33 protein-coding genes and 1 tRNA gene are annotated in these 22,169 nt (G+C 60.2%); 22 read left to right on the top strand and 12 right to left on the bottom strand.

Annotated features, from left to right (window positions below):
- Positions 1–101: 101 nt before the first annotated feature.
- Positions 102–527, top strand: a complete 426-nt coding sequence (locus ARCT_RS0111665) for an Lrp/AsnC family transcriptional regulator (RefSeq protein ID WP_027240242.1) — start codon at positions 102–104, stop codon at positions 525–527.
- A gap of 73 nt (positions 528–600) precedes the next feature.
- Here the strand turns inward: ARCT_RS0111665 and ARCT_RS0111670 are convergent, their stop codons facing one another.
- Positions 601–1,068, bottom strand: coding sequence for a disulfide bond formation protein B (locus ARCT_RS0111670; RefSeq protein ID WP_027240243.1), 468 nt, complete (start codon positions 1,066–1,068; stop codon positions 601–603).
- A 1-nt stretch (position 1,069) separates the two neighbouring features.
- Positions 1,070–1,648 (bottom strand): YqaA family protein, encoded by a 579-nt coding sequence (locus ARCT_RS0111675; RefSeq protein WP_027240244.1) that lies wholly within the window; start codon positions 1,646–1,648, stop codon positions 1,070–1,072.
- Between the two features lie 162 nt (positions 1,649–1,810).
- Between ARCT_RS0111675 and ARCT_RS0111680 the strand changes: the two genes are divergently transcribed.
- Positions 1,811–1,896: transfer RNA gene (locus ARCT_RS0111680), tRNA-Leu, on the top strand.
- 107 nt (positions 1,897–2,003) lie between these two features.
- Here ARCT_RS0111680 and ARCT_RS0111685 read toward each other — a convergent pair.
- The 10 genes from ARCT_RS0111685 to ARCT_RS0111730 form a co-directional block, all read right to left on the bottom strand.
- Entirely contained in the window at positions 2,004–3,050 is a 1,047-nt protein-coding gene (locus ARCT_RS0111685; protein WP_027240245.1) for a tyrosine-type recombinase/integrase, read from the bottom strand.
- Positions 3,047–3,256 (bottom strand): helix-turn-helix transcriptional regulator, encoded by a 210-nt coding sequence (locus ARCT_RS0111690; protein WP_027240246.1) that lies wholly within the window; start codon positions 3,254–3,256, stop codon positions 3,047–3,049. Before ARCT_RS0111690 ends, ARCT_RS0111685 begins: the two co-directional genes overlap by 4 nt.
- A gap of 71 nt (positions 3,257–3,327) precedes the next feature.
- The gene (locus tag ARCT_RS0111695; RefSeq protein ID WP_036784785.1) at positions 3,328–3,978 is read right to left on the bottom strand and encodes a hypothetical protein; all 651 of its coding nucleotides are present in this window, start codon (positions 3,976–3,978) and stop codon (positions 3,328–3,330) included.
- A 7-nt stretch (positions 3,979–3,985) separates the two neighbouring features.
- The gene (locus ARCT_RS0111700; protein ID WP_027240248.1) at positions 3,986–4,252 is read right to left on the bottom strand and encodes a hypothetical protein; all 267 of its coding nucleotides are present in this window, start codon (positions 4,250–4,252) and stop codon (positions 3,986–3,988) included.
- Positions 4,253–4,522 carry a hypothetical protein gene (locus ARCT_RS0111705; RefSeq protein WP_027240249.1) on the bottom strand — a complete coding sequence of 90 codons (270 nt, stop codon included), beginning with the start codon at positions 4,520–4,522 and terminating at the stop codon, positions 4,253–4,255.
- Between the two features lie 61 nt (positions 4,523–4,583).
- Entirely contained in the window at positions 4,584–4,904 is a 321-nt protein-coding gene (locus ARCT_RS0111710; RefSeq protein ID WP_027240250.1) for a hypothetical protein, read from the bottom strand.
- Positions 4,905–5,144: 240 nt separating this feature from the next.
- Positions 5,145–5,414, bottom strand: coding sequence for a hypothetical protein (locus ARCT_RS0111715; protein ID WP_027240251.1), 270 nt, complete (start codon positions 5,412–5,414; stop codon positions 5,145–5,147).
- Between the two features lie 156 nt (positions 5,415–5,570).
- Entirely contained in the window at positions 5,571–6,065 is a 495-nt protein-coding gene (locus tag ARCT_RS0111720; protein WP_027240252.1) for a hypothetical protein, read from the bottom strand.
- Positions 6,058–6,906, bottom strand: coding sequence for a hypothetical protein (locus ARCT_RS0111725; protein WP_027240253.1), 849 nt, complete (start codon positions 6,904–6,906; stop codon positions 6,058–6,060). Before ARCT_RS0111725 ends, ARCT_RS0111720 begins: the two co-directional genes overlap by 8 nt.
- Before the next feature lie 124 nt (positions 6,907–7,030).
- Positions 7,031–7,765, bottom strand: coding sequence for a S24 family peptidase (locus tag ARCT_RS0111730; RefSeq protein WP_036784790.1), 735 nt, complete (start codon positions 7,763–7,765; stop codon positions 7,031–7,033).
- Here ARCT_RS0111730 and ARCT_RS0111735 point away from each other — a divergent pair.
- The 20 genes from ARCT_RS0111735 to ARCT_RS25930 all read left to right on the top strand — a co-directional run bounded on the left by ARCT_RS0111735 (position 7,764) and on the right by ARCT_RS25930 (position 20,145).
- Complete coding sequence (locus ARCT_RS0111735; RefSeq protein ID WP_027240255.1) at positions 7,764–7,979, top strand: hypothetical protein; 216 nt, start codon at positions 7,764–7,766, stop codon at positions 7,977–7,979. The genes ARCT_RS0111730 and ARCT_RS0111735 overlap by 2 nt on opposite strands.
- Complete coding sequence (locus ARCT_RS0111740) at positions 7,976–8,299, top strand: hypothetical protein (protein ID WP_027240256.1); 324 nt, start codon at positions 7,976–7,978, stop codon at positions 8,297–8,299. The genes ARCT_RS0111735 and ARCT_RS0111740 overlap by 4 nt, the downstream gene beginning before the upstream one ends.
- Positions 8,296–8,541 carry a hypothetical protein gene (locus tag ARCT_RS25905; protein WP_036784793.1) on the top strand — a complete coding sequence of 82 codons (246 nt, stop codon included), beginning with the start codon at positions 8,296–8,298 and terminating at the stop codon, positions 8,539–8,541. The genes ARCT_RS0111740 and ARCT_RS25905 overlap by 4 nt, the downstream gene beginning before the upstream one ends.
- Positions 8,538–9,188 (top strand): hypothetical protein, encoded by a 651-nt coding sequence (locus tag ARCT_RS0111750; RefSeq protein ID WP_240476309.1) that lies wholly within the window; start codon positions 8,538–8,540, stop codon positions 9,186–9,188. Before ARCT_RS25905 ends, ARCT_RS0111750 begins: the two co-directional genes overlap by 4 nt.
- A 185-nt stretch (positions 9,189–9,373) precedes the next feature.
- Complete coding sequence (locus ARCT_RS0111755) at positions 9,374–9,958, top strand: hypothetical protein (RefSeq protein ID WP_027240258.1); 585 nt, start codon at positions 9,374–9,376, stop codon at positions 9,956–9,958.
- 2 nt (positions 9,959–9,960) lie between these two features.
- Positions 9,961–10,650 carry a hypothetical protein gene (locus ARCT_RS0111760; RefSeq protein WP_051361060.1) on the top strand — a complete coding sequence of 230 codons (690 nt, stop codon included), beginning with the start codon at positions 9,961–9,963 and terminating at the stop codon, positions 10,648–10,650.
- 97 nt (positions 10,651–10,747) lie between these two features.
- On the top strand, positions 10,748–11,110 hold the full coding sequence (locus ARCT_RS25910; RefSeq protein ID WP_051360767.1) for an HNH endonuclease signature motif containing protein: 363 nt from the start codon (positions 10,748–10,750) through the stop codon (positions 11,108–11,110).
- A gap of 139 nt (positions 11,111–11,249) precedes the next feature.
- Positions 11,250–11,732 carry a P27 family phage terminase small subunit gene (locus tag ARCT_RS0111770; RefSeq protein WP_027240260.1) on the top strand — a complete coding sequence of 161 codons (483 nt, stop codon included), beginning with the start codon at positions 11,250–11,252 and terminating at the stop codon, positions 11,730–11,732.
- A gap of 200 nt (positions 11,733–11,932) precedes the next feature.
- A complete protein-coding gene (locus ARCT_RS25915; RefSeq protein WP_456153987.1) occupies positions 11,933–13,564 on the top strand; it encodes a terminase large subunit in 1,632 nt (543 codons plus the stop codon).
- Entirely contained in the window at positions 13,564–14,871 is a 1,308-nt protein-coding gene (locus ARCT_RS25920; RefSeq protein WP_051360699.1) for a phage portal protein, read from the top strand. The genes ARCT_RS25915 and ARCT_RS25920 overlap by 1 nt, the downstream gene beginning before the upstream one ends.
- A 12-nt stretch (positions 14,872–14,883) precedes the next feature.
- Entirely contained in the window at positions 14,884–15,477 is a 594-nt protein-coding gene (locus tag ARCT_RS0111785) for an HK97 family phage prohead protease (protein ID WP_051360700.1), read from the top strand.
- A 99-nt stretch (positions 15,478–15,576) separates the two neighbouring features.
- Positions 15,577–16,857, top strand: a complete 1,281-nt coding sequence (locus tag ARCT_RS0111790; protein WP_027240262.1) for a phage major capsid protein — start codon at positions 15,577–15,579, stop codon at positions 16,855–16,857.
- A 70-nt stretch (positions 16,858–16,927) separates the two neighbouring features.
- Positions 16,928–17,137, top strand: a complete 210-nt coding sequence (locus tag ARCT_RS0111795; RefSeq protein ID WP_027240263.1) for a hypothetical protein — start codon at positions 16,928–16,930, stop codon at positions 17,135–17,137.
- A 4-nt stretch (positions 17,138–17,141) separates the two neighbouring features.
- A complete protein-coding gene (locus ARCT_RS0111800) occupies positions 17,142–17,720 on the top strand; it encodes a head-tail connector protein (protein WP_027240264.1) in 579 nt (192 codons plus the stop codon).
- Positions 17,720–18,058, top strand: a complete 339-nt coding sequence (locus ARCT_RS25925; protein ID WP_036784797.1) for a phage head closure protein — start codon at positions 17,720–17,722, stop codon at positions 18,056–18,058. The genes ARCT_RS0111800 and ARCT_RS25925 overlap by 1 nt, the downstream gene beginning before the upstream one ends.
- A gap of 1 nt (position 18,059) precedes the next feature.
- Complete coding sequence (locus ARCT_RS0111810; RefSeq protein WP_027240265.1) at positions 18,060–18,545, top strand: hypothetical protein; 486 nt, start codon at positions 18,060–18,062, stop codon at positions 18,543–18,545.
- The gene (locus ARCT_RS0111815) at positions 18,542–18,904 is read left to right on the top strand and encodes a hypothetical protein (RefSeq protein ID WP_027240266.1); all 363 of its coding nucleotides are present in this window, start codon (positions 18,542–18,544) and stop codon (positions 18,902–18,904) included. Before ARCT_RS0111810 ends, ARCT_RS0111815 begins: the two co-directional genes overlap by 4 nt.
- Before the next feature lie 85 nt (positions 18,905–18,989).
- Positions 18,990–19,430 (top strand): phage tail protein, encoded by a 441-nt coding sequence (locus tag ARCT_RS0111820; RefSeq protein WP_027240267.1) that lies wholly within the window; start codon positions 18,990–18,992, stop codon positions 19,428–19,430.
- Positions 19,427–19,828 (top strand): hypothetical protein, encoded by a 402-nt coding sequence (locus ARCT_RS0111825; protein WP_027240268.1) that lies wholly within the window; start codon positions 19,427–19,429, stop codon positions 19,826–19,828. The genes ARCT_RS0111820 and ARCT_RS0111825 overlap by 4 nt, the downstream gene beginning before the upstream one ends.
- An 11-nt stretch (positions 19,829–19,839) precedes the next feature.
- Complete coding sequence (locus tag ARCT_RS25930; RefSeq protein ID WP_036784800.1) at positions 19,840–20,145, top strand: hypothetical protein; 306 nt, start codon at positions 19,840–19,842, stop codon at positions 20,143–20,145.
- The last annotated feature ends 2,024 nt before the right edge of the window (positions 20,146–22,169 follow it).

The following is a 22,169-nucleotide window of genomic DNA, read 5'->3' on the forward strand; positions in this document are numbered from 1 at the left end:
CGCGTCTATATCGATAACTTGTAGAAACCTCCGAAATGGGGTGATTGAAACCAACCAAATTGGTCGGTATGTAATGCAAACCATCAAATCGGAGGCGCATGATGGATAAAACGGACGAAAGACTAATTGCAGCCTTGCGGCACAATGCCCGCGCCAGCCTGTCAGACCTTGCTTTGCAGCTGGATTTGTCCCGTACCACTGTGCGCGCCCGGATCGAGCGGCTGCAACTGCGCGGAGACGTTCTGGGCTTTACGGTTGTCCTGAAAGAGGATGTGCTGCGCGACCCGGTGCGGGGGTTGATGATGATCGGCATCGAAGGCCGCGGTGCCAGCCGCATTGTTCGCCAGCTTCAGGGCCTGCCAGAGGTGCGTGCCATCCATACCACCAATGGGCGTTGGGATCTGATTGTTGAACTGGGCACCGAAACGCTGGAAACCCTGGATGCAGCGCTTGCAAAGATACGCACCTTTGACGGGGTGGTCAGCAGTGAAACAAATCTGCTTTTGGCGACCAAAAAGGACTCCTGAAACCACAATGGGCGCATTGGACGCGGGCGCTGTTGGGCGTTTTGTGGTGTCGGTCCGTGTGCCGAGAGGCGGTTTAGGACTTGCTGCGCGCCGCTGCGATCCACAGACCGGCCAGGGCAAAGGAGAGGATTGCGTTCCAACTGGCCATTGAGAGAGTGAACAGCTCCCATGGCACCTCATCGCAGCGCACCAGCGGGGCCCCCATGATCTGTTCCATCAGCTGTTCAGGGGTCAACCCACCAATCGGACCCGAGGTGCAGGATGTCGGTCCCTCCCAATAGCCGCGCTCAACCCCTGTGTGATAGACGCCAATCCCGCCAGTGATCAGGGTGGCCAAGGCGCCAAGGTACAACAGCGCCGTGAGACCTGCGCCAGGCAACAGAAAAGCCAGGATGCCGATGCCGACCGCGGCGACATGCGGGTAGCGCTGCCAGTAGCACATCTTGCAGGGGGCCAACTCACCAATATACTGAAAACCAAGCGCTCCCAGCATCATCGCCGCTGAGCCCAAGGTCGCGGCAAGGATCAGAATTCGTCGCATATCACAGGTACCTCAGCACTAAAAATCCGCCAAACAGGAGCATGGAAAAGACGGTAAAGACAAGTCCCAAACGCTGCTCGATAAAGTCACGAATTGGTGCACCAAAGGCGCGCAGCAGCCCGGCCACGATAAAGAAGCGCAGCGCACGGGCCAAAATGGAGGTCGCCAGGAAGGTCATCAGCGGCATGCCGGTCCAGCCCGACATGATTGTAATGACTTTATAGGGGAAAGGTGTAATCCCAGCCACCAGAACCGCCCAAAATCCGAAGTCATTGAATTTATGATTGAATTCTTCAATTGCTGTGGCTTTTCCCATGGCTTCGAGGATCGGCTGTCCCAGGCTGTCATAGAAAAATGCGCCAATGGCATAGCCCAACATGCCACCGGCAACAGAGGTCCCTAGCGCAACCGAAGCAATCAGCCAGGCCCGGGAGGGGCGCGCCAGTATCATCGGAATCATCAAGACATCCGGGGGAATGGGAAAGATCGAGCTTTCGACAAAGGAGACCGCAGCGAGCCACCATAGGGCGTGGCGATGATCCGCGAGGGACATGGTTCGATCATATAGCCTGCGTAGCACTTGAAATACCTTTGCTTTTTCCCTGCTTCCGTGGCCTCGCACGGGGGCGAGATGAGGTCAATAACAGCGCGGTATCTGCGGTGGATTTTTGCCAATTTTCTGCATTCTATTTGGCATTTTCCTCTGGACCTCCGGTTCGGGCTTGGGTAGGAACGGGACGTTGCCCAAGTGGCGGAATGGTAGACGCAGGGGATTCAAAATCCCCCGCTGGTGACAGCGTGCCGGTTCGAGTCCGGCCTTGGGTACCATTAAAATCAAGGCCTTGCGTGAGTAACTTCATGCAAGGCCTTGTTTGTTTTCCAGAACACTCACACACACGAGTCACACAGGCTTCTTTTGTTCTCTCTTTGGTCGCTTAGGTGCGACGATGTTGTGCTGCCTTTGATAGGGCTTTTCGACTTGCCTTCTTTCGGTAGTAGGCAACCATCTCAGGGCTTTGGTTTGTCACGGCTTGGATTTCTGCATCGGTACAGCCTGCCTCGGCCAACCGAATGATTGCCAATTTTCGCAACCCATGCAGAACGTATGGTTTAGCTGCTTCCCCCAAGTTATTGCGCCAGCGTCGAAAAGATTTCTCTACAGCGTCGTACCCAAGTGGTTCTGTTAGGTTCTTTGCGAGCACATGCTTCCCCTTTAGCTCTCGGCTAGACAGATAGTCCCTAAGGTCTTTGGGGCAGTAGGTTTCAAAGTACTCTCCGCCTTTTTCGTCCAATACTTCCATCCAATCCCCGGAGAAGCGCCTATGCTCCATGGAAATTGCTGCATTGGGGCGTTGACCTGTCCCCAATATCAACTCTGCAGCTGTTCGAACTGTATCGGGTGCCTCGGATAGTTTGCCTATCATCCAATCTGGCCAAGGCTCGAATTCTCGCTGCTTTCCGTAGTGATCGATACCTTTTGTTGGATTGTCACCAATGGGCCAGTCCAATTTGTCCTTTGCATAGTTCCAAAGAAGGCTAATCACTTGCAGCCGCTTGTCAGCCTTTCGGGGCTTTCCTGCCATTTTCGCATGAATGGAGCGAAGGTTTTGTTTGCCAGTGTTTCGAACGGCCTTGTTCGCATTCTTTATTAGAATTTCTTCCATGTCGCGTGAGTATGATTTCTTGGTGCCCGCTGATAGGCGCCCCTGGATACGCGGATCGGATCGCCAGGCCCTAATGAGGTCTCCCCAAGTGTGTTTTACTTCCGGTTTTTGCCGCTCATGCCGTCCTGCTTCGCATTGCCAATACAGTGCGTCTAAGGTCTGCGCATCCCCCTCCCATTTGAGAAGAATGGCCTTCTGCCTGCGTCTACTGCCTTCTGTCCATGTCACACGGTGATATGGCTCCCAGGCTTGCAGCCGCACGGACCACTTCCAGACGAGGCGTGGCTTTTCAATACGCGGTTTCAGAGGGCGTTTCACAGCTCGAATTCCTCAATGTTTTTTGCGGCGGTTCCGTCGATGATGGCCTTAAGGTCAGTCACCCGCCAGCGCTTGAGGCCGCCACCAAGTGAAACTGGCTTTGGGAAAGCGCCGAAATTGACAAGTTCTCGGAACTTCGTCGCGGACATGTCCATCATCTTAGCGGCTGTTTTCTCCGTAACCGCAATCCTTTCAACTTGTCCCATGCGGTTCTCCATCTGATGGGTTTGGGTGAGGTTCACTCAAGGCGCTGCGCGCCACACTTGAGCTAATCTGTTTATGATTGCTCTGCCGCATAGTTGCCCCACTGATCTGCCATGGCATTGGCAATGCCTGGGAATGTTTTGCTGCGGATCTGCCAGCGCAGTTCGCCCGGTGGGGCGCGGTGGATGGCGGACCAGCGTTTGTGGGTCTCTGTGCCTTTCTCAGGCGGTGTCAGCTTGTTTGTGGGGGTGAGCTTGGGCAACCCGCGCAGGTAAAGCCCTGTGGCCTTGAAGGCGGGCTCCCCAAACCACCAGGGCTGCACATGCTGGGCGGCGGGCTGAAAGTTCTCGATCCGCTGTTTTGCGTGTTTGTGCATCACCGGGTTTTCCACCGCGACGCGCGCGATCGGCGCATTCCAGCAGGCTGAAAACAGCGCGGCGCCTGCATTGAGGTCAGCCCACATTTCCGACAGGCTGCGTCCCTTTGGGGGCTGGTGCAGCCAGCGCACGCCGCTGTTGCACAGCCGGGTGCAGGGCGGATGCATTACGGCCAGCAGATCCCAGCCCAGACCCAGCACCTCGCGCACATCGCATTGCATGTGGCGGTTGCTGCGATCTTGCGCGGGCAACAGATCACAGGACCAGGCGTCATGGCCGCGATCGAGAAACGCCCGGCGCACCGCGCCGCTGGTTTCGCAGCCGATCAGAACTTTCAACTGTTTCATGGTGGTCCTAGTCTTTTCCTGCGGCACGGCGCATGCGGCGGATACTGCGTCGCATGATGCCGGCGCGTTCCTGCCGCAGGGCTGCAAGCGCCAGTTCTTTACGCAAGATCCTGTTGTGCAGCCGTGCAAGGCGTTCAAATTCTTCCGGGGTGGCGTGATGCGTCCAGGGCGCGCCAAGCCCGAACGGCTTTTCTGAGCGAGGGGCTGGCATCTCAGCCTGTACAGCAGCGGCAAGTGCACGGATGAAATCTGTCGGGGCGTGGTTTGTCGGCATTTATCCATGCTTTCTGGGGACTTGGATGCGGCCAGACCAGATCAGGAAATCGGTATGCATATTCTCAAACCGCTGGCGCGCAGCGGTGTCGGTTGCAAGCTGGCGGCGGCTAGTGACCTGGCAGACGGTGCGCAGATGTTCCGTGGCGGCTGTCGGGCTGAACTGGCCACCGGGAAAGCCATTGCGAGTGGCGGCGTAGCGCTGAAAGGCCACGTCATTGGCCAGCATTGCGGCGCGCATGGGGGCCTTGTCTTGGGTGATCTGCTGCATGGGGCCTCCTGTTGTCTTGATGGGGCGCGGCTGTTGTTCGTGAGTGGTGGGCTTGCAGCGCTCACGCTGCTGGTGTTGCGGGGGCCTGCCCTTGGCCGTTGTAGGGGCAATCCGGGCGACCATCAGTGGCGCGGCGATTGCGGTTGCCAGCTTGATGGGCGGCTTTGGCCCAGGCAGTGATGGCGTCAAAGAAGTTGTCTGCGCTTGCCGTGATGCCGTGCAATTCGGCGCGATGCGTCAGGTTTTCCGGTTCCCACCAGTCCTGTGGATCATCGCTGGGCGGGGTCAGGTTGCCGCCCAGATCCTGAAATTTCAGAATTTTGCAAAGGCCCTGCTGGGCGGTGATTTCCGCCGCGGCTGCGGCCAGGCTATTTGGGGGCATGGTATGACCTCGGTGGATTAGTGTGCGGGCGGTGGGTTCTTTGGAGGAGGACTGAAACCGCCCGCACTATCCCGCACATCAGAAGGAAATGCGCGGAAACTGGGTAAAACAAGACTTGCGATGTCCTCCTTGTCGCAGGCCTGGTGTTGCTAGTGGGGCGGGGGTGGTGCCCGCTGTGATGCGGGCGTCAAGGTGCCGTGCCGGATGATGGGGCAGGCAACGTGGCGGGGCAGGTTCAGATCACGCGGCATGGCGGCGCTGAACCCGGTACCCCTGTTTCTCGGCATAGCAGCGCACGGTTTCGCCCACCCGGATCAGGGTCTGGTCGATCGGTTCCGGCGAGGGTTCGGGCCTTTCGATCAGGTGCTGCGGCCGCAGGCGCTGCGGATCAAAGCCCTGACCGCGCGCGGCCTTCATCGTGGCCCAGGCAGCGGCAAAGAGGGTGGTGTCGTGCAGGTAATCGTGGGGAGCGCTGACAATCTGCCGCGCGGTTTGGGTAATGTTACTCATTCAATCCTCCATCGGTTGATGAGGAGGCGATACAGGGTAAGTTTACCCAAGTCAAATCATAAATGGGTAAACAAACCCATTTATGATTTAACGATGGCAATGAAAAACCCCGCTGTTGAAGGCGGGGGTCACCAGTTTGGAATGATGTTCAGTGAGTTATGATTGCAAGTTGCTGCTGTCGTCATCGTCGGAGCCAACAGCCATCTCAAGGTCAGCTATGCCAAACACTACCTTGTAGATGTCGTGCATACACAAGATAAATAGGAATAGAGTCCAAACCACGATGCCGTTGGAGATGGCGACAATAAGGGTGTCTTCTGCATTGAGGCCTTTAACGAGTAAGACGGCAATTGTTAGAGTGAAGCCCCAAAAAATATACCAGGCGTTGTCTTTCAGTTCACCTTTCACGTCGGCCGCTGCGGTTTTCAGCTTTACATTGTTGTTGAACCGCCGGGCCACAATTCGATTAAGGGTCATGTGAATATTGGCCACGGATGCCAGTGTTACGGTGAGTATTACAGCCATCAGCGCAAGCACCTCATGGTTCGCAAAACCCACCAAGAATGCGTTTTCTGCAAGCCATTCTGGTTTGCAAATCACCGTGACTGCGATCACAGTCGCAAGCGCGATTAGTGATATAACCTTAACCATCTCGTTTTCCGAACAGGTATGAAATCAAACCTAGTATTTTTGTGGGCTCGCTTTGATGTGGCATAAGGCTCTCATGGGCATCTTTTGTCCGCCTTGCCTGCCTGCTACTGAATAGAGTCTTGCGGCCAGATTTCATCGTGATTTTGCCAGGGCCTTCAGATGCGTATTCCACTGCGCTTTCAACAAATCCACCCTCCGGTGCTACTGCGCCATCTGGGTTTTTGATGCTGTACTCGCTGCTTTGGCCATTGGCTTGCTGCTTTGCGATTCTATCGAACTCCTTGAATTTATCAAACCCTTTCAGCCCATTTGGCGGGTAGAACTCAAAAGAGATTTCCGTGATTTGTCCCCGATATTCCTTTGCAGCCATCCAAAAGTCTTTCTCGGTCGAAAGGTATTCGACGTCAGTGTGCCAGGAAAAGCCTTTCCGCCGGGCCACATGGCTCTCAAGTAAGGCCGCTGTGATCCTCTGCGATGACCCGACGTCCTGGCGCTTCTCGAAGGTCATTACTTGTTGGTCCGGTGACACGTCAATGGCTAGGAAAGAGGCCTTGTAGTGCTTGGACTTTGTAAGTGCGAACAATTCTTCTGGACCAGCGTTCACCAGTTCTTCAACAGGCTTTCCGACAAATCCTGCGTAGATGTTGGGCCCTTGGCAGCTCTCGGGGAAGGGAACGTATGTGTATAGTCTTCCTGAGTAGAAGAAATCGTGTCTGCTCGAGAATACTTCTGTCAGAAACTCTCGTCTCGTAGCGTCTGGCTCATTTCTCTGGGCCTCTCGGGCAAGGTCACCGATGGTCGGAACGCTTAAGGAAAGGCGTAAATATTCGAATGTGGGCATGAAATCTCTCGAGTTATTCTAGCGAACCATTTCAATCATGACGCGATTCTGCAAACAAAGATGCGTCGAGGGTGGGGTGGGCTCCCCAAAAGGGAGGCGGTTTGTAGAATATTAGAGGAGAGGGTCAGGTTTTCTGCGCCAAGTCGGCGGGCCAGTGCAGCCGCACGCGAGCAGCCCATTTGAGCCGGATGTTCCAAATGTTGCTGGCTCCGGGATTTAACGAGATCAAATGAAAGAGCCCTGGCTCGTCGCCTGGTTTTATCTGCTTGACCCAGCCCATGCCGTCTTCATCTTCACAGACACAGCGATGCCCGACGTCGTCAGAGGGCACGGCGTCATGCCCGTTGCGGGTGTAGAACAATAGATCGCCGTCAGAATAAACGGGCTCCATGCTGTCGCCTTCGACCTCGACCGCAACAATGCCATGAGGGGAAAGGCCGGGCGGGCATTCCACCTGAGGGCCGTCGCCTTTCTCATAGGCGTCAAACACGGGCACTTTTGCGCCTGCGCCGACTTTGCCGGCGATTGAGATGGTGAGGGTGTTACTTGGTTGCCCCTCGGCCCAGGCCATGACGTCTTCGACGGTCATCCCGAGAGCTTGGGCCAGGCGGACGGCAGAGGACAGCTTTGGTGATGCTGCCTTGCCTCGCTTAAGATCCCGTACAAAGGACTGATGTAGTCCGGCAGCTTCCGAGAGCGGCGCGTCCTTCAGATTGCGAGCCTCCATGACGTTCCGGAGGCCTTCGAGGAATTTTTCACTCTCATTCAACATTGGGGAAATATACCCAAAGAGTTGAAGATTTAATATTGGGAACTTTACCCTTGATAATTCGGGTAAACTTACCCAATAATGCCGCATGGAACAGTTTCTCGAAGATATGCAGGCTTACGCCGATGCGGTAGGCCGAAGCCCACAACACGTTTTGCGCCAAGCTGTTGGCGCAAGCTGGTTGCAATGGAAAGCTTGGGTGGATGGGCAATCGAGCCCGACACTGAACACTGTGGACAAGATCCGCCAATACATGGCTGACAACCCGCCCCCCGTTGTTGAACAGAGGGAGGACGCCGCATGAGCCGCCCGCGTCTAACCCTGATTGTGAGCAATGATCCGTCATGTGCCGAGGCTGGCACGCCCCAGGGGCAAAGCTCTTGGTCAAAACAGTTGGACCCGTACCGGCTGAAGGTCGAGGCGCCGGACCTGTGGTCCAGCTACTTCCGGGCGCGGTTCAACAGCCCGCGCGAGGTGGCGCTGTTTTGCGATGTCAGCTTCCAGACGGCGCTGAACTGGTGGGGGGCGGTAACGTCTCCGGCCAGCCACATCGCGCTGCTGATGATCCTGACCGATCCGCAGGCGCCGGAGTTCTTCCAGACACAGATGGGGCAGGCGGCATGAGTATCCGAATGCAACGCATTGCCTATCAGATCTGGTGGCTGACCCGCGCGACCGCAGGGGATTGCACCCTGGCGGATCTGGCAGAGTTCACGGGGGCTTCCGCGAATACCTGCCGCAACATCTGCATGCACCGGGGCTGGGGCAACCGCTACCGCCGCCGGGTGACGGATCGGCGGCAACGGGCGGGTGTTCGGCTATACCTCAGTGACAGGGCGCGGGATCTGACGGAGATTTTTGCATGAGCCCATCTCCCAACTTTCTGCGGCCCGTCGATATGGGTGACCTGCCGGAGTACCCGCTGTCATGCGATGACCGGCTGGACAGCCATTTCTTCATGGCCTGGGAGCGGCGCCGCTGGCTGGCCTCGGATATGCGGCTGAACGCAACGCCAGAATGTCGGGCGCTGTTCTTTGATCTGATCAATATCGCCTATGACAACAGCCCCGTCGGCACTCTGCCGATGGATCAGAATATTCTGGCCAAACTGCTGATGATTGATCCAGGGCATTTTGGCTCGCTGTGCAAGCTGGACTATGGCCCTCTGTACAAGTGGGAGGCCTGTCGCTGCGACAATGGCGATATCCGGCTGATGCACCCGATGGTGCTGCGCAGCCTGACCGAGGCCATGGCCCGGCGCCAGGACCACCGGGCGCGCAATGACGCTGCCAACTCGGCCAAGCGGTTGCAGCGGCTGCGCATCACGGTTTCCGGCTATCACGCGGATCTGGCCAAGAATGATGCGGCAGTGCGCTGGATGGATGAATGGCTGGTGAAAGAGGGCTGCGAATACCGCAGTGCTGCCTGGATTGAGCGCTCGATGCAGGCCTGGTCGAACCACATCTTTGACCTCGGGCGCTCCGGGGGCGCGTTTCAAAACAAAGGAAGCTGACACTGTCCGACAGTGTCCAAGACTGTCCGGCGGACAGTTCAAGACAGTCTCGGACAGTCTCAGACTGTCCTGCACGACATAGACATAGACAAAGACAAAACATGACAGCAGGACGGTTGCGCCCCAGATGCAGCGCCCCGCCTGTGGATAAGTCGGACTTGCTGAGAAAGAGGAAGGGCAGAGACATGGATGCCAAAGAACAGAGCGAAGGCGAAAAGCGGGTTGAAGCGGTTCTTATCGCCCCATTGGAGGCCCTGGGGCTTGCGAGACCAACAACGGCGACCCTTGCCAAGTTTGAGGGGCAGAAGAACGAGCTGCGCCAGAAGCTCGCCTATATGACAGAGCGGGGCTTGATTGAGCTGCGGGAATGGGTTGAGGCCCATCCGGCAGGCAAGGATGCGGATCGGTTCCCCATTCCGCTGAAGATCCTGAAAAAAGCGCGCGAGATCGAGGTGCCAGACACCGGGCCGTCTCCGTTGATGCTGAAAGTGTTTGCCCATGCGACTGGTCAGGAAGCGATCCAAAAGGGCTGGGCGCCAGAGTTGCTCAAGTTCATCAAGGTTGCGCGGGAATGGCCGGGGGCCTGGAGCCTGTCAAAACTCAGGGCAGAGGCAGATAATCCGACGCGCCGCCTTGAGGATATCGAGCTGCGGATGTCGCGCGGTGAGCAGATCCCGCCAGAGGAGCTGGCGTTTCGGGATCGGCGGCTGGCTGCCTTGCGCAGGTGTCAGGACATTGGTGATCAGGCTCGGGCGGGGCAGGCGGCATGAATATGGCTGCTGATCTGGCGGTCCCGCCTGAACCGGGCTGTGGATCTCGGCTGACCGCAGTGCGCGCCCCGCGCAGCGGCAAGCTTGAAGTGGGCGTGCTGGACCTGATCGAGTGGGCCTTCCAGCGCGAAAAGGTCAGCCTCGACTTTAACGAGATCGAGACAGAGACCGGCGCGCGGCCGGGCATTGGGGTGGAATATCTGATGATGCAGCAGGCGAAACTTGGCTGTCGGGTGCAGGGCGGCGGTTGCTCACCGCGTCACCACGATGCGGATATGGTTGCCGCCTCCCTTGCCAGTCTGCCGGACAGCCAGGGCGGGCGCCGCATGGCTGTTGAGATCGCCGAGCTGGCCCGTGTGGGGCAACGGCCTGACTGCATGATTGGTGTGCGGGCAAGCTGCGGTCCGGTTGCATGGCGGGGAAGTCGGCATGGCCGGTTTGCGGTGACAGAGCGGTGCACAGAACTTGGTGCGCGGTGGCCGGCCAGTCAGCTGGGCACCAAGGCAAACGGGTCCTGGTGCCGGGTGAGTTATGCCGGGTCGGCGCGTGATGTTGCGGCGGCACGGCGGCGCTATCTGGCGTGGTACGGGGCCTTGTTGCATCTGCGTTATGTGTTGCAGGTGGCTTGCCCTCTGACCTCGTTCACGGTGTCTCAGGCGATGCCTGCGCGCAATCCCTGGCGCGGGGCTTGACGGTCAGGATCTCAATCACTAGACAAGATGCCAACACCTTATTCATGCCCGAAGCGGAAACCCCGCCTCGGGCATTTTGCGTTCTGGGGGCCAGCGAATGACAGCCCGAAGCGAGTACCACCATCTTTACAATCTATCGGCATGGCGGCGTCGGTTGCGTCCGCAGCATCTGGAGCGGGAACCTCTGTGCCGGGCCTGTCTGCGGCGCGGCATCCTGAATGATGGCTCGCTGACCTCGGCGGGGGCGGAGCAGACCAATGCACGGCGGCGGTTTCTGGTGGTGGATCACCTGATCCCGCATCGCGGCGACCGGACCTTGTTTCTGGATCCGGGCAACCTGCAGACGCTGTGCCCGGATGACCATGACCAGAACAAGCAGCGGCTGGAAACACGGGGCTTCTCGCAGGAACGCGGCAGCGATGGCTGGCCCATCGACCCGCTGCATCCCGCCAACCAGTAGGCCAGCTGCCTGCCCCGTGATGGGGAGGGGGAGGGTCGGCAGGAAAATCCCTTTTGGTGGAAACCGGAGAGAGAACCTTTCTGTGCGCAAAGCCCTAATTGAATAGAAAAAACCACAGGTTATGGGAGGAGGTCACAACATGGCACGGGGCCGCAAGCCAACAGAGGAAAAGGTTGTTCCGCTCACCGATGAGGGGGTGCAGCCGCATAATCTGGCAGAGCGCGCCCGTGCCCGGCTTGAGGAACTGCGCCCCGAGGGGCTGACCGGCCAGCTGCGCTGGACCTTTGACCGGCTGGCGCTGCCGCTGTGTCATCCAACTGTTGATCGGCTGAAACCCCAGCACATGGAGCCGTTTTTGCAGCTGTGCAAGGCGGTGGTGCGCCATGACCGGATCGAGCTGGAGCTGGAAGAGCTGGGGGAGACCTATGTGAGCCAGACCCGCAACGGCACCCAGATCAAGGCGCGGCCAGAGGTGGCGCAGCTGAATGAAACCTTCCGNCAGATCCGGGGGCTGGCNAATGATTTTGGCATGACGCCNGCNGCNGANCGNGGNCTGTCNGGCGGTGGCCAGATGGGCTTTGACTTNCCNGATCCCAATAGCCCNGAGGGGTTTATGACGTGAGCGACACTGCGGCGCGGATCAGCTATGAGGAGGATCCGGTCACGGCCTGGGCGCAGGATGTTGTNGCNGGNGNNATCACCGCCGGGCCCTATGTGCGGGCGGCGGCNGAGCGGCACCTGCGCGATCTGATCGAGGGGCCAAAGCGCGGCCTCAAATGGGATCTGGTGGCGGCGCTGCGGGCGATCAGCTTCTTTCCCCAGGTGCTGCGGCTCAATGGCGGCCAGTTTGAGGGGCGGCCCTTTCATCTGCACCCCAGCCAGGCGTTCCGGATCGGCTCGCTGTTTGGCTGGAAGAAGTTCAGCGCCACTCACGGGGCCTGGCTGCGCCGCTTTACCCGGTTCTATGATGAGGAAGGCAAGGGCAACGGCAAGTCGCCGATGCTGGGTGGCATTGGTCTTTATATGATGGTGGCGGATGGTGAGCCGCGCGCCGAGATCTATGCGGCGGCTGCGAAAAAAGACCAGGCGGGCATTTTGTTCCAGGATGCGGTGGCGATGGTGGAACAGTCGCCGGTGCTGAAACGCCGGGTGAAACAGCTTGGGGAAAACCCGGTCTGGCAGCTGACCTATGTGGGCAAGTCGGGCGACAAGCGCAAGTTCAAGCCGCTGTCGGCGGAAAAGGCGCAGTCGGGGCCGCGCCCTCATTGTGCGCTGACGGATGAGGTGCATGAGCATCCCAACCGGGATGTGATCGATATGCTGGAGCGGGGCTTCAAGTTCCGCAAGCAGCCGCTTTTGTGCATGGCGACCAACTCGGGCACCGACAAGAAATCGATCTGCTGGGAAGAGCACCAGCACGGGGTCAATGTGGTGAGCGGGGTGCATGAGGATGACAGCACCTTTGCCTTTATCTGCGCGCTGGATGACGGGGATGATTGGGAGAATGACCCCAGCTGCTGGGTGAAGGTGAACCCGCTTTTGGGGGTGACGATTGAGGAAGACTATCTGCGGGGTGTTGTGAAACAGGCGCGGATGATGCCGGGCAAGCGCAATGGCATTGCGCGGCTGCATTTTTGCCAGTGGACGCAATCGGTAAAGGCGGCGATCAAGCGCGATGCCTGGGTGGCCTGCCATGGTGATGTGGATGCAGAGGCCTTGACCGAAAAGGGATACCGCTGTTTTGGCGGGCTGGATCTGAGCCAGGTGCGGGACTTCACCGCGCTCACCCTGACCTGGGTGCTGGATGCCACCAAGGACGCGGAACAACTGGTGTCAAAGACCTGGTTCTGGACGCCAAAGGATACGCTGCTGGAGCGCGCGGGCCGCGATCAGGCGCCCTATGATCTGTGGGCCGATCAGGGCCATATCGAGGCGATCCCCGGCGAGCGGTTGAAATACCCCTGGCTGGCGGATGCGCTGGCGGATCTGAATGCGCGCTATCTGCCAGAGGTGATTGCCTGCGACCAATATGGGCTGGAGCGGCTGAAGGACAGCCTGACGGAAAAGGGGCTGTTGTTGCCAAGCGAGGTGCATCCGCAGGGCTTCCAGAAGCGGATCCTGGACAAGGTGCCGGATCCGACCAAACCGGGTGAAGAGGTCGAGATCTATCTGTGGATGCCGGATTCGATCAACAAGCTGGAAAACGCAATTTACGATGGGCGGCTCATGGTTGCCAAGAACCCGCTGCTGGACAGCATGGCGGCCTCGGTGACTTACGCCGAGAATCGCACCGGGCACCGGATGTTTGACAAGGAAAAGGCCCATGGCCGGATTGACGGCATGGTGTCGCTTGCGATGTCGGCGGGCATGGCGCTGTGCCGGGACCGTGGCCTGCCGGAGCAGTCGCCCTGGGCCGATGATGGCTATTCAATGGAGGATGACCTGTGGGATTGATGGGCAGATTGCGCCGTGACCGGGCTGTGGCCGAGGCGGCGCCAGAGGATCGCGCCCAAGTGCTGGTGGACAGTGGGCAGGTGGACGGTAATGCGACCAGCATTGCGGATGTTCTGAATGGCGGCACCTCTGAGGGCGTGACCATGAAAGAGGCGCTGTCGCTGCCAGCGGTCTGGGACGCGATCAACTTTCTGTCGGCGGCGATGGCGGGATTGCCGATTGAGGTGTTTGAAAAGACCGACGAGACGGGCGGCGACAAGAAACTGACCGGCGGCGTGGCCGATGTGCTGGGGGCGGCGGTCAATGACAGCACCACCTCGTTCAGTTGGCGCGAGACGTTTTTTGCCCAGGTGTTTGGGCCGGGGCGGGCCTATAGCTACATTGAGCGCGACCGGCGCGGCGAGGTGATCAATCTCTTTGCCATGGAGTATGAGCGGGTCACGGTGCGCAGGGTGAAGGGGCGTCTGTTCTATGACTATATGGAGCCGTCGGGCCGGGTGAAAACCTATGCCGGCAAGGACGTGATTGATATCGCCTATATGCTGCAACCGGATCATGTGAACTGCCATAATCCGGTGATGACCTGCGCCAGCGCCATCCGTCAGGGGCTGAATGCCAACCGCTATGCGCTGACGGTTTTTGGCAAGAATGGCGTGCCGCCCTATGTGCTGAAAGGCCCATTTACGGCGGCCAGGGAAATGATGCGGGCGGCGGCGGATCTGATGAAGGTGACGCGCCGGTCGGCGGAGGATGGCAAGCCGATCCTGCCGATGCCAGCGGGGCATGATCTGGTGCGGCTGGGGGATGACCCGGAAAAAATGCAGCTGACGCCGGTGCAGATCTTTGCGGTGGGGCAGGTGGCGCGGATCTATCAGTTGCCGCCGGTGTTTTTGCAGGAGCTGAGCAAGGGCAATTACAACAATATCGAGCATCAGGATTTGCATCTGGTCAAACATACCCTGCGGCGCTGGGTTGAGAAGTTTGAGCAGGAGCTGACGCTGAAGATTTTTGGGCGCGGCTCCCGGCGCTATGTGAAGCTGGACCTGGACGGCATCATGCGGGGCGACTTCAAGACCCGGATCGAGGCGATTGTGAAGGCGGTTCAGAATGCGCTTTTGACCCCGAATGAGGGGCGCGAAATGATGAACAAACCACCGCTGGCGGGGGGTGAGACGCTGTTTATCCAGGGCGCCACGGTGCCGTTGGAAATGGCGGGCACGGCCTTCAACAAGAATGCGCCCCCGGCAGTTGGCGACAGGCCTGCCGAAGAGCCAGACGACACAACAGAGACAACCGAAACCGAGTAACAGGAGGTCGCGATGAGCGAGCTGCAACGTGAGGTGCGCTATTGCGCCCTCGCGCCCGTTGAGCTGCGTGAGGCTGCGGGTGATCAGATCAATGTGACCGGCTATGCCGCTGTCTTTGGCGAGGCGGCGGATATTGGCCCGCTGGACAGCTGGGGCTGGTCGGAGGTGGTGGAACGCGGTGCTTTCAGCGCGGCACTGCAGCGCGGTGATGATGTGACCTTTCTGATCAATCACCGGGATCTGCCGCTGGCGCGCACCACATCCGGCACGCTGACGCTGACTGAGGATGAACGCGGTTTGCGAGTGGATACGGCGCTGGATGCCAGTGATCCGGATGTGATGCGGATCCTGCCCAAGATGCGGCGGGGGGATCTGTCAAAGATGAGCTTTGCCTTTGTGGCCGAGAAAGAGACCTGGGACGAAACCGGCGATCACGCGGTGCGCAGCATCCAGTCGGTGCGGCTGTATGATGTCTCGATTGTGACGGACCCGGCCTATGAGGGCACCGAAATCGGCCTGCGCTCAAAACAGTTGGCACTTGGCGGCGGCGTGGATCTGCACCGCCGCCAGATGCAGATGCGGATGCGACTGACCTGCGGCGGCTGAACCCGCATTCCACCGCCCAGATAGATCGCGCGCCCCGGGCAGGCGCATCTTTCCACACCCAATCACCAAAACCCAATCTCAACATCAAAGGATGATCCTATGAGCAAGATCAAGGAACTGCGCGAGCGCGCCAAGACAATCGAAACCGAAGCGCGCTCCATTCTGGACAGCGTGACGGACAAGACGCCCAAGGCGGAGGCTGAGGCGGCGCATCAGAAGTTTGACACCATGATGGATGAGCGCGACAGCGTGGTGGCGCAGGCTGATCGCGAAGAGCGCGCCTATAAGGCGGCCCAGCAGGAAGAGCGCCGCCGCGAGACCCAGGAACGCGAAGAGCGCGAAGCACAGCGCCCTGGGCAGGAAGAGCGCCAGCACAACCCGGCGCAGGCGGTTGGCGATGAATACCGCGAGGCCTTCCGCCAGTATCTTGCCAATGGGGCGGATATGTCCGAGCTGGACCGCGAGGCGCGCGAGGCTTTGCGGGCGGGTGCCCAGGAAATCCGGGCGCAGAATACTGGCACCGGGGCGCAGGGCGGCTTTCTGGTGCCAACCACGCTGGCCAACACCATCAATATCGCCGCTGCCGCCCATGGCCCGATGATGGATGGGACGATTGCGACCGAGATCAATCTGGCCAATGGCGCGCCCTTTGATATGCCGATGGTGGACGATACCGAGGCCGAAATGGATCCGCACGCGGAGGGCGAAGAGGGTGTGGATGATGACAGCGGCGACATCGTCATCGGCAAGACGCAGCTGCTGGCGCATGTGATGAAAACGCCCTGGATCAAATGGTCCTTTGAGCTGGCGCAGGATTCCAGTTTTGGCTTTGAGGCGCTGCTGGGTCAGCTGATCGGGGAGCGCATCGGGCGCACCGGCAACAAGTGGCTGACGGTGGGCAGTGGCGTCAATGAGCCGCTTGGGTTTGTGACTGGCGCGCCGGTTGGCCATGCGGCGGGATCGGCGGCGGCGCTGACCTTTGATGACATCATTGATCTGGAGCATTCGGTTGATCCGGCCTATCGCACCGGTCCCAAGGTGCGGTTCCAGATGCATGACCAGACAGTCAAGGCGCTGCGTAAGATCAAGGATGCCAATGGCCGCTATCTCTGGTCTGATGGGGACGTGACCAAGGGGGTGACGCCCTCGCTGAATGGCAAGCCGGTGTCGTTCAACCAGGCGATGGCCAAGATTGGCGCCTCGGCCAAGCCGATCTCCTTTGGCGACTTCTCGCAGTATTATGTGCGCAAGGTGGGCAACCCGCTGATTGGTGTGGCGCGCGAGAAGTTCTTTCCCAACCTTGGGATTATGGGGGTGCACCGCATTGACGGCGCGCCGGGTCAGACCAAGGCCATCAAGACGCTGCAGATGGCGGCCTGATCTGGCTGCATTTTAAGGCGGTCCCTTTGGGGGGCCGCTTTCCTGTTTCTTATTCCCGAGGGTGACCCCCATGAAAATCAAAATCCTTACCAGCTGCGGCGGTGTTGCCCGTAGCTTTACCGCCGGTACCGAGCCAACTGTCGCTGATGATGTCGGCCAGGATCTGGTCAATGCGGGCTACGCTGAATTGCTTGACGCCGAGGCGCAGCCGGTTGTGGCGGTTTCCGAGCCCACCGAGCCCACCGAGCCCACCGAGCCCACCGAGCCCACCGAGGAGTGATCCGATGGCTTTGACGCGGAGTGTTGCACCGGTTCTGGCGCCGGTGGATCTGGCCCGGCTGCAGGCGCATATGCGGCTGGAAGCCGGGGAAGATGATGACCATCTGCAGCACTGCCTTGATGTGGCGATTGCGCAGTTTGATGGCGCGGATGGCGAGCTGGGCCGCGCACTGATGGATCAGACCTGGCGGGAGACCTTCTCGGCAGTGCCGCCCGGTGGCCGGGGCGTTGTGCTCACGCTGTTGCCGGTGCGCGAGATCGTCCAGGCCGAGATCCGCGATGCCAATGGCGACTGGATCGCGGTTGAGGGCGTGACGTTAGAGGATCTTGAGGGGGATCGCAGCGCGGTGTTTGCGCCGTCCTGGGGGGCACCGGGGCGCCACCGCTGGCCCTTGCGGATTGATTATGTGGCGGGCTTTGGCGCTGAGCCAGGCGCGGTGCCCTTGCCGATCTGCCATGCCATCCTGTTGTTTGCGGCGCATCTTTATAAGGCGCGTGAGCCTGTGAGTTTTGAGGGCACACCGGTTGAGGTGCCGCTGTCGATCGCGCGGCTGGTGGCGCCGTTCAAAAGCTGGTGGATGTGATGCGGATTGCTGCGCGTGATCGGCGGATCATCATCCTGCAGGCCACCTTTGAGAAAAACGACGCCAGGGAAATGGTGGCAACGGGGTGGGAGGCATATGCGCGCCCCTGGGCTGCGTTTACGCCGGTGTCTGATGGCGAGCGGCTGCGTGCAGCGGCGGTGGAGCAGAAATCGGATGCCCGGTTTGTTGTGTCCTGGTCGGTGCGGCTTGCAGAAATCACCAGCGCCTTTCGATTGCGCTTTGACGGGGATGATTGGCGGATCACCGGCATCAAGGAATTGGGCTTTCGTAATGAGCTGGAGATCACCGCCTGGCGATTGAAGAAAGCAGGGGGCTGATATGGGTGCAAAACTGCGCATTGAAGGCTCGGGCGATATCGAGCGCGCCCTGGTGCAGCTCACGCGGGGGCAGTCGAAAGCCTCGGGGCGGCGGGCGCTGAAAAAGGTGCTGAAGCCGGTGGCGCAAGCGGCAGAAGGCATGGCGGGCGGCAAGTTCAAGGTTGCGGTGACCAGCAAGCTGGACAAGAGCCAGAAGCGGCGCGCGCGCGGCGATCAGGGCCGCAATCGGGTGGCGATGTATGTGGGGCCGGTGCAGTCGGATGGCAGTCATTCCCCGCATGCGCATCTTTATGAGGATGGCACCGCGCCGCGTTATCAGAACTCCACCGGCAAATTTACCGGCGAGATGCCGGCCAATCCCTTCCTGCGGCCTGCCTGGGATCTCTATGCGCCGGGGATGCTGGAGGCTCTGGGGCTGGAGATCCGCAAGGATATCGACAAGACGCTGGAGCGGGCACGGCGCAAGGCTTTGAGGGCTGGCAAATGAGCCTGGAACTTGAACTGGGGGTCTTGCTTGAAACCCTTGGGGTTCCCGTTGTCTGGGGCCTGTTTGGCAGTGACGTGGGCTTTCCCCGCATCAGCCTGCTCCGGGTTGGCACGGTGACGCGCTATGCGCTGCAGGGCCGGGCAGATGTGGAAACCGCGCGGGTGCAGGTGAACATCGATGCGCTCTCATATGGTGAGCTGATCTCGCTGGGGCCTGCAGTGTCCCACCTTTTGACAGGTTATCGCAGCGGGTCGGTGATCCGCTGCAAGGAACTCTCGCGCCGGGACGGATCCTCCGAGACCGGCGGGGAAGTGGTCCGGCGTCAAATGCTGGATCTCCAGGTGCGCTACCGCGCCTGAATACCCCAGGCGTGACTGCGCCTGGCCTATTACGCATGGCCGGGTAACCGGCTGAATACTCTGACAATCTGAAAGGAATAAGCCAATGGCAGAAAATGTCATTCCGGGCGATCTGTGCGATGTGCAGTGGTCTGAAGACGGGGTTGCCTGGGAGGTAATCAAGGGGTGCAAAACAGTTGGCATCCCCGAGGAAAGCCCGGAATACCGGGACCGCACCTCGCTGGACAGCCCTGGCCGCAACAAGGAATACGGCGTCGGCCTGACCGATACGGGCGAGCTGACGCTGAGCTGTTTCTACTCGGCAGATCTCTATGAGAAGGCGCTGGCGCGCAAAGGCAAGGTGATCTTCTTCAAGGTGGATCTGCCCGCTGTGGACGGCGAACAGCTCACTGGGGATGCCTTTGATTACAAGGCCTTTGTGAACCCCTCTATTCCGTCTGTGGACGTGGATGGCGATTTGATGACCGATCTCAAACTGCGCCCGACGGGTGTGGTTGGATGGACCAAAGGGGATCCAGTCGTATGATCCGCAGCGCAAGTATGAAGCTGGGGAAAAAGACCCTCAAGCTGAAGTTCTCGACCCGTGCCCTGATCCGCATTGAAGCGGAAAACGGCGGTCAGTCTTTTGACACCCTGCTGGATCAGCTGATCACCGGCGCCGGGGGCGTGACCCTTATGGCCTCGGCTTTGGGGGCGGGGCTCAATGATGGCAAGGGCATTGATCCCGACCAGGCCCTGGACCTGATCGACCAGGCGGGCGGGGTGCGCAAGTTGGTCCCGCTGGTTGCCCAGGCCATTGGCGCCGCCTTTGACGTCAAATCCGCGGCTGATGAGGACGGCCAGGTTGATGAGACCAGCGAGGCAGGCGAGGCGGCGCCAGGCGAGGCGGCGCCGGGAAAGGGCAGTGCCGCCGCAGAGGCGTAGACTGGGAGGCGATGTTCTCAACGTGGTGCGGGCTGGACCTGCACCACGGCGACTTCTGGGATGTCACCCTGCGGGAATACGATCTGATCACGGGCGGCAGGATCAAGGCCAAGGATCAGGAGTTCAAAGCCTGGCGGGTGCTCAATCAGGAACTGGGCATTCTGGTGCAGTTTGCCTTCCATGATCCCAAAAAAATGCCGGACTTCACCAAGGCGGCGGAGCCTGCAAAACCGGCAATCCGGGATAGAGCGCAGGATCTGGACAAGCTGCGCGCGGGTCTGATGGCGCTGCACTTTCAAAGCAAAAAGGGAAAATAGATGGCCATTATTGGTTCGCTCCGGGGGCTGTTGTCGCTGGAATCCACAGCCTTTGAAAGCGGTGCCAAGCGTGGCATTGCGGCCATGGGCAATGTCGAGCGGCGCATGGTGCGCTTAGGCAATACGGTTGAGCGCCAGGGGCGTCGGCTGGCGCTTGGCCTCACTGTGCCGATGGTTGGTGCGGCGGCACTTGCGGTGAAATCCAGTCTCAAAATTGTCGATGCCCAGGCCAAGATGGCGCAATCGCTGGGGACCACGGTGGCCTCGATGCAGGTGCTGGAGCGGGCGGCGGATCTGTCGGGGGTGTCAATTGGCGAGGTTGAGCAGGCCACCATCCAGCTGACCAAGCGGCTCAGCCAGGCGGCGGCGGGCAGTGGCCCTGCGGTAAAGGCGCTGGACCGGCTGCATCTGAGTGCCGAGGCGCTACAGCGCCTGCCGCTGGATGAACGTCTGGCAAAGATCCAGGATGCCATGGCGCAATTTGTGCCAGAGGCCGAGCGCGGCGCGGTGGCCTCTGAGCTGTTTGGCAGCCGGGCCGGGCTGATCTTTACCCGCATCGATAGCAGCGCCCTGCGTCTGGCGACTGAGGACGTGATGCGCTTTGGCGTTGCGGTCTCCGAGGTGGATGCGGACCAGATCGAGCGCACCAATGACGCGCTGTCGCGCATGGGTGTTGTCGGTCGTGGCATGGCCAATCAGCTGACGGTGGCGCTGGCGCCGTTTCTGGAAGAGCTGAGCGACAAGGCGGCCAGCGTGGCGGAGTGGTTTACCAATCTGTCTGATGGCACCAAGGGGCTGATTGCCAAGGGCGCAGTCCTGACGGCCACCCTTGGGCCTTTGGCGCTGGGGTTTGGCCTGGTGCTGAGACTGGCGATCCCGATGGGCGCGGCGGTTGCGGGGCTGGTGACCACTTTGGCCCTGGCGCCGGTCAGGTTCCTGGCCGCTGCCAAGGCCTCAGTTGCGCTGGAGTTGGCGCTTGGGGCCACCAGCACCAGGGCGGCGCTGGCCAGCCTTGCCATCAAGGGGCTGACGCGGGGGCTTGGCCTGTTGCGACTGGCGGCAATGGCGACCGGCATTGGCGCGCTGATTGGTGTGGCTGCCGGGATCTATCAGGGCTTCACCCAATCGGCACAGGCTGCTGAAGATTACGCGCTTGCAATTGAGGGGGCAGCGGCGGCGCATGACCTGTTGGAGCGTGCCACCGATCAGTTCTATCGCAATATGACGGCCAAGAATGCCGAGGCGATGCGCCGGGCGGCAGAGGCGGCGCGCGATGCCACCCGCCAGGCGCTGGAGGCGGCGAAGGCTGAATTGGAGGCCGCGTCTTTTACCACCAATTTCTTTGGTGCCAGTCTCTATGAGACGGATCGCATGGCCAAGGCCCGCGCGGATATCGACGCCCTGTCTGGTGCCTTGGCAGAGGCCGAGGCGCGGCTGGACGCGGCGGCTGTGGCGGCTGAGCGGACCGCAAAACATGCAGGCGATGCGGCGGATAATATCGACGCGGCAGCGCGGGCCACGGATCCGTTGATCCAGGGGCTTGGCGGCGCGGCGGGGCAGGCGGCGGCTCTGCGCGGCTATCTCTCTGGCCTGCCGGGGGCACTGGCCGGGGCGCAGGCCAATATTGCCGGGCTGAAGGCTGGCATGGCCGTCTTGGCAAGCGGTGGCGGCGAGGCGGCGGCCAATGTTGCCAAGTATCGCGCCGAGCTGGTCGCGGCCCTGCCGCCATTGGAAGAAATGCACGACGGCCAGCGCCGCAACGTGGAGGAGGGGATCAATCAGCAGGTGCGCCTGTTTGAGGAAAACCAGCGCCTGAGCGGCGAATACCGCGCGCAGATCAGCGCCCTGAACAAGGTGCGCTCTGCCGGGGGCGCGGCCAGCAAAAGCGCGCTGGCGGCGCTGCAAAAAGAGATCCGCGACCGGCGCGCCCTGGTGGGGCTGACCGATGAGCAGCGCAAGAAGCTGGAAGCGGTGCGCGCGGTTCAGCAAAAGCTGGGCAAGGAGGGCGCTGGCATCGGCAAGGC

The organism is Pseudophaeobacter arcticus DSM 23566 (assembly GCF_000473205.1).
In the GTDB taxonomy this organism is placed as follows: Bacteria; Pseudomonadota; Alphaproteobacteria; order Rhodobacterales; family Rhodobacteraceae; genus Pseudophaeobacter; species Pseudophaeobacter arcticus.